Raw genomic sequence first — 4,327 nt, forward strand, 5'->3', positions numbered from 1 at the left:
CGGCTCGCATCCGGTGGCCCAGTCCAGCCGGGTGGTCCCACTGGGGCCCAGGAGGTGGAGCAGCTGCACGTCCATGTCGGTGGGGTAGCGCAGGGTCGCGGCGAGCGTGACGGCCTGCCGGGCCTGAGCCTCGGCCAACGGGCCTGGCGCAGCATCGGAAGAGATTGTTCTCCTCGTCCTCGACGTGGGCGGCTACCTCCTCCATGAGCTGCTGCAGCAGCGGGCTCATCTCGGGATCGTCGGCGTTCGTCTTCTCCAGCTGCTTGAGAAGCTTCTCGATACGGCTGTGGTCCCGGAGCTCCTTGTCCGTGATCCGATCGCCGCCCTCGCGCCAGTTCCTCAGCCACCGGTCCAGGGTGCCGCGGCCAATGGTGATCTGTCGGCCGAACGGATCGGTGTGGGTCTTGGCCGCCAGCTCCCGCACCATCGCCCCGCGCTGGCGCGGGGACAACGCAGGGTCGGCCGCCTCGCGGATCAACTGGTAGCGGAACAACGCGATCTGGTGGGCCCGCTCGGCCCGTCGGCGTTCCTCCTCATCGACCAATGCCATACCTGTGGCCTCCAAAGACGGGTGCGAACACGTCAACCGCCAAGGCTGGCGTGCCGCACGCCCGCCTATCAGGGCCAACTCGTGTTGATCGACTACCGGTTTCTCGTCGGCGGCCAGCCCGGCGCCAGCAGCCATCCGTGGCAGGCCACCGCCGCAATCCGCCAGATCGGCGCGGTGGCCACGGCGAACCGGGAACGGGTCACGGTGGCGTAGCCGACCACCGCGGCGACTGCGTCCGCGACCGCCGACGCTGTGGGCGCCAGCAGCACCACCGACGGGTCATCGGCGAGTGCCACCAGCGAGGAGGTGAAGACCGCGGCGACCGGCACGGCCCGCCGGGAGAAGCACCGCAGCCAGCCCCGTACCGTCGAGGTGGGTCGGCGCAGGCGTTCCGCGATTCGTCGATGGCCCCATCCGCACGCGGCCAGCTCCAGCCCAGCCCCCACCACCTCCCAACATCCGCCCGCCTGACCAGGGCGAAGGCCGGGAGAAGAACATGCGTGACCGAGCAGGTCATGCAGCGGGTCCGGCACGGACGCACCTCCACCAACCCGGCTGGCCCGCGCAGCCGACGGCACCGCCCCCAGCCCCACCCGCGCAGGGCCCCACCGCACTTCGGGCAGGTCAACTCGCCTGCCGCAAGGCGCCGTTCGGCAGCCGCGGCATCCGCCTCTACCGTGGCCAAGAGCGCCTTCGAGCGCACCAGAACGGCCCTCCCGACATTGCTGCCAATCGAGGCGGGAGGGCCGTGTGCAACACAGATTCCGCGACCATGTCCGGCACCACACCGCGGGGGCATGCCGCCTTTGCGGCTATGCCGCTGCTGCCTGGGCGAACGCGTCGAGGAGACCCGGCCAGCCGCCCGGCGAATCGAACGCGGCGCGGACCTCGTCTTGGGCTTCGCCGAAGCGGTCCAGGTCACGGTGTTCGAGCTCCACTCGGGTGCGATCCGGCCCTTCGGAGACGAAGCGGATCTCCACCTCAGTGCTCAGCTGCGGATCGAAGCGCCAGGCGGCGTCGATCTGCCAGGCCAGCACCAGGAGGGTGGGCGGCTTCCACGTCAGCACCCGGCCCCACTCGCACTCGCTGCCGTCGGTGTCGATCTCGTACCAGCGGCCCCCTTCCCTGCCTTCGAGGACCGCCCGCTTCAGCTCCCCCTCGCCGATCTTGTGGCCGCGCGGCCACCAGCTGTCCATGCCCTGCGTGAAGACGGTGAACGCCTTCTCGATCGGCGCCTGGACGGTCACGCTCTTGCGGACGGATCCATCAGTCATGTTCGTGCTTTCCTTCGCTCTCGGCGGCCGCGGCGAACGCGGCCAGTGCCTGATCCCAAAACCGGTCGAGCCAGGCGCGCAAAGCACCCAGCCCGGCCGGGTTGAGCTGGTACACGCGTCGCGTGCCGACCGCTCGGTCCACGACCAGCCCGGCCTCCTTGAGCACCCTCAGGTGCTGGGAGACCGCGGGACGGCTCACGGGCAGGCCCTCAGCCAGCTGCCCCACTGCCTTGGGACCGTCGACGAGACGCTCGAAGATGGCCCGCCGGGTCGGGTCGGCCAGCGCGGACAAGGCACCCTCGTAAGTCACCACTTACGTAAGCTATGACTTACGGACAGCCGGGTCAAGCAGGACGACGAGACACAGCCACACGAGCGACCAAGCCCCGGCCGGGCGCCAGGCGCGGCCAACACCGCACAAGGAAGCGGGCCGAAGACCGCGAGCAAGCCGGACATGGTCACCGCGCCGCCCGGAACCCAAACATCGTCCAGACGCGGCTCGAGGTGGCGCACAGGGCACGGATGCCATCGAGCGCACGACAGGCGACCGAAAACTGGCTGCCGCCCCGTCTATGGGTTCGCGCCATCTGCTCGGTAGGCATGACGAACCCCCTGCATGGACTGAAGTCCATGCAGGGGGTGGGAGGGGCCATGGTTGCTGTCGGCGCAGGCAGCGAGCGCAGGCAGCGAGCCACGTCCGGAAGCGGAGGCCATTACCTGAGCTGAGCGATGACCCCGACAGAACAGCCACCTCTGGGTCAACCCCCGCCCCACCAGGATCACGCGGCCAGCTTTCGGCCGCACGTCGATCATGCGAGCCCGCCCCCACCCCATTCGAGTCGCGACGGGCCCTGCGTGGACGTGCGGCAGCCTGCGGGGGGACAGCAGGCCGCGCGGCGTCATGCCTAGCCTGATCCGGCAGCGCGACGACGGCGACCCGGAGTGGTCATACGGGTGGGCAAGCGCGACGACACCCTCCTGCGTGGCCCGCACCGAGCCGCGGCATGCACATGTGGCGCCTCCGCGCGAGGCTGGTGTCATGGCCGGACATCCTGTGATCGTGTCCCCGCCCGACAAGACAGGCGGTCGGCGTATCCAGATCGACGATCAGACCCTCGGCACCGCGCACAGCCTGCACGACTTGCGAGTGTTCCTGAACCGCGTCGGCATGGAGGACTGGGATGAGGTGTATGTGGCCGAGTCGCTCCTGATCGAGTGGCGCGGCGGAGGGCCGGAGGTGTGGTCGCCGAGACCGTGAGAGAAGGCCAGGCGCCTCGCCGCCTCTGCGGCCCGGGCAGCACGCACCGCTGGTACGGCGCCACCATCACCCAGGCCCTGGTGGGCCGCCGTGGCTACCGGCGTCACGGGGAAGGGCGAGCGCGGACCGCACGAGCAGCCGCTTCAGAGGGGCAGGGATTGCCCCGCCAGAGCGATCCGCAGGGCCGGAAGGAGCTGTGCCAGCGCGGCCCGGTGCTTCCCTCCCCGGCGCCCGGCGCCGAAGAGCCTCATGCCGCAGCCTTCGCCACGTCGACCGATTCGTAGATCGGGAACACGCTGTGCAGGCCGGTGAGGGTGAAGCGCCGGCAGAGGTGCCGGTTGGTGAGGACCAGGCGTACCTCCCCGCCGCGGTCGTGGAGGCGTCTACGGATGGCGACGAGCGCACCCAGGCCGGTGGAGTCCATGAAGCGCACGCCCAGCAGATCGATGATGATCCGCAGGCGGCCTTCCCTGATCCGGTCTACGACGTGTGCGCGGACCCGCCCCGCTGTGTACACGTCCGCTTCGCCGTGGATTTCCACGATGGTCCAGCTGTTCTCTTCGTGGTGACTAATGCCGAATTCGGGCTGCATGCCCGAACTAAACACTATGCCTTGGGGAGGGGTTGCGGTCCGCGCCCGCCGCACTTTCGTTCTGCATGCGCATGAACGACTGGCCAAAGCATCACCCGGCCGGTGCAGCTACAGCCCTGCCCCATGCGGGTACAGATCTCCACACCTCGGCTCGATCGCCCCCACGCAGGAGCCGAGGCTCCCCGCCCCTGCCTCCCATAGCGCCGGGAGGCAGGGATGCGCCGACCGTCAGGCCGTGGCGGCTCGACTCGCACGGGAACGAGCGACCAGTGCATCGCTCGAAAGGCTTGCCGCGCAGGAAGATCGCCCCTCCGCGCTCGCCTCCCGTGCAGCGTGAACCCGGGCGCCATGCGGTCGGCTCCCCCCGGCCCGCCTCGCCTCCCTCACACCAGCGAGGCGGGCCCACCTTCCGGGCCCGCCCAGCCGTCGGGACAAACCAGGCGCGGCCACACCTCGGGGCCACCGCCGTGCCACTCGATGAGGTCCGATTCGGCCACGTCCAGCTCGTCCCCACCCACCAGCCCGGCCAGCCCGGCATCTTGCAGGAACACCGTCAAGTCGTGCAGCGAGTACGCCGTGCCCAGGCACTCGCCATCCACGGTCACACGACGGCCGCCCGATCCGGATGGCGCCGCCACGATCACGCACACCAT

At 70.0% G+C, this 4,327-nt stretch carries 7 protein-coding genes; 1 reads left to right on the plus strand and 6 read right to left on the minus strand.

All coding sequences use genetic code 11. The features are described from left to right. The 4 genes from ACWDA7_RS50845 to ACWDA7_RS50860 all read right to left on the minus strand — a co-directional run. The coding region (locus tag ACWDA7_RS50845; RefSeq protein WP_450614757.1) for a hemerythrin domain-containing protein at positions 1–550 on the minus strand (550 nt) is incomplete at its 3' end. Positions 551–642: 92 nt separating this feature from the next. Continuing rightward, the gene (locus ACWDA7_RS50850) at positions 643–996 is read right to left on the minus strand and encodes a helix-turn-helix domain-containing protein (protein WP_450614759.1); all 354 of its coding nucleotides are present in this window, start codon (positions 994–996) and stop codon (positions 643–645) included. A gap of 366 nt (positions 997–1,362) precedes the next feature. After that, positions 1,363–1,824 carry an SRPBCC family protein gene (locus ACWDA7_RS50855; protein WP_450614761.1) on the minus strand — a complete coding sequence of 154 codons (462 nt, stop codon included), beginning with the start codon at positions 1,822–1,824 and terminating at the stop codon, positions 1,363–1,365. Beyond that, positions 1,817–2,137 carry an ArsR/SmtB family transcription factor gene (locus ACWDA7_RS50860; protein WP_450614763.1) on the minus strand — a complete coding sequence of 107 codons (321 nt, stop codon included), beginning with the start codon at positions 2,135–2,137 and terminating at the stop codon, positions 1,817–1,819. Before ACWDA7_RS50860 ends, ACWDA7_RS50855 begins: the two co-directional genes overlap by 8 nt. A 726-nt stretch (positions 2,138–2,863) precedes the next feature. Between ACWDA7_RS50860 and ACWDA7_RS50865 the strand changes: the two genes are divergently transcribed. Next, positions 2,864–3,082, plus strand: coding sequence for a hypothetical protein (locus tag ACWDA7_RS50865; RefSeq protein ID WP_450614765.1), 219 nt, complete (start codon positions 2,864–2,866; stop codon positions 3,080–3,082). A 247-nt stretch (positions 3,083–3,329) separates the two neighbouring features. On the opposite strand, the gene ACWDA7_RS50870 is transcribed toward ACWDA7_RS50865, so the two are convergent. Then, the gene (locus ACWDA7_RS50870; RefSeq protein WP_450614767.1) at positions 3,330–3,674 is read right to left on the minus strand and encodes an STAS domain-containing protein; all 345 of its coding nucleotides are present in this window, start codon (positions 3,672–3,674) and stop codon (positions 3,330–3,332) included. 383 nt (positions 3,675–4,057) lie between these two features. Continuing rightward, on the minus strand, positions 4,058–4,327 hold a 270-nt coding region (locus ACWDA7_RS50875), incomplete at its 5' end, for a hypothetical protein (RefSeq protein ID WP_450614769.1).

It is taken from the genome of Streptomyces sp. NPDC001156, assembly GCF_053598275.1.

Bases quoted from the DNA above. Each gene is read 5' to 3' on its own strand.
- ACWDA7_RS50855 (WP_450614761.1), bottom strand. From the start codon at position 1,824: ATGACTGATGGATCCGTCCGCAAGAGCGTGACCGTCCAGGCGCCGATC.
- ACWDA7_RS50865 (WP_450614765.1), top strand. From the start codon at position 2,864: ATGGCCGGACATCCTGTGATCGTGTCCCCGCCCGACAAGACAGGCGGT.
- ACWDA7_RS50870 (WP_450614767.1), bottom strand. From the start codon at position 3,674: ATGCAGCCCGAATTCGGCATTAGTCACCACGAAGAGAACAGCTGGACC.